This window comes from Blastococcus sp. CCUG 61487, assembly GCF_005222955.1.
Taxonomy (GTDB): domain Bacteria; phylum Actinomycetota; class Actinomycetes; order Mycobacteriales; family Geodermatophilaceae; genus Blastococcus.
Map to the genome: position 1 here is coordinate 1 of NZ_LWUA01000161.1, position 519 is coordinate 519.

A 519-nucleotide genomic window follows, 5' to 3' on the forward strand; every position below is an offset into this window, starting at 1 on the left:
TGGGGCGGCCGCGCTGCGCAGCGCGAGCTCGACCGCGTCGACGCCGTGCGCCCGCTCCAGCACGGCGACGTCCAGCGAGAAGCCGGCCGCCACCTCGGCGAGCGCGCCGTCCGGTGCGACCCCGACCGTCACCAGCCCACGCCAGCCCACCTCGGCCAGCCGGCCCGCCGCCGTCGGCACCGGCGAGTGCTCGTCCGTGGTCCACGAGACGCGGGCGATGCCGGCTTCGCGATCGCGCGCGACCGGGGTCGGGAACAGCACCCCCTCGGCCGTCACCCAGGCCAGCAGCCCGCGCTCGCTGGCCGGTTCGACGCCGTCGCCACCGAGCCGTTCCAGCACCTCGGGATCGGGACCCACCCAGAGCAGCCCGGCCTCGCGGACCGCCGCGGCGAGCCGCGCGTGACCGGCCAGCGCCGGCGGGACGGGCAGGACGGCGGAGACGGCGCTGCGGCGGGCGGCCTCGACGATGCGATCGACCGCGAGGTAGGACTCCGCGGCCGGCGCCGGGCCGAGCAGCAC

At 79.0% G+C, this 519-nt stretch carries 1 protein-coding gene; it reads right to left on the bottom strand.

What is annotated here, in order from left to right; genetic code table 11:
* The coding region (locus A6V29_RS09325) for a biotin carboxylase N-terminal domain-containing protein (RefSeq protein WP_283956348.1) at positions 1–519 on the bottom strand (519 nt) is incomplete at both ends.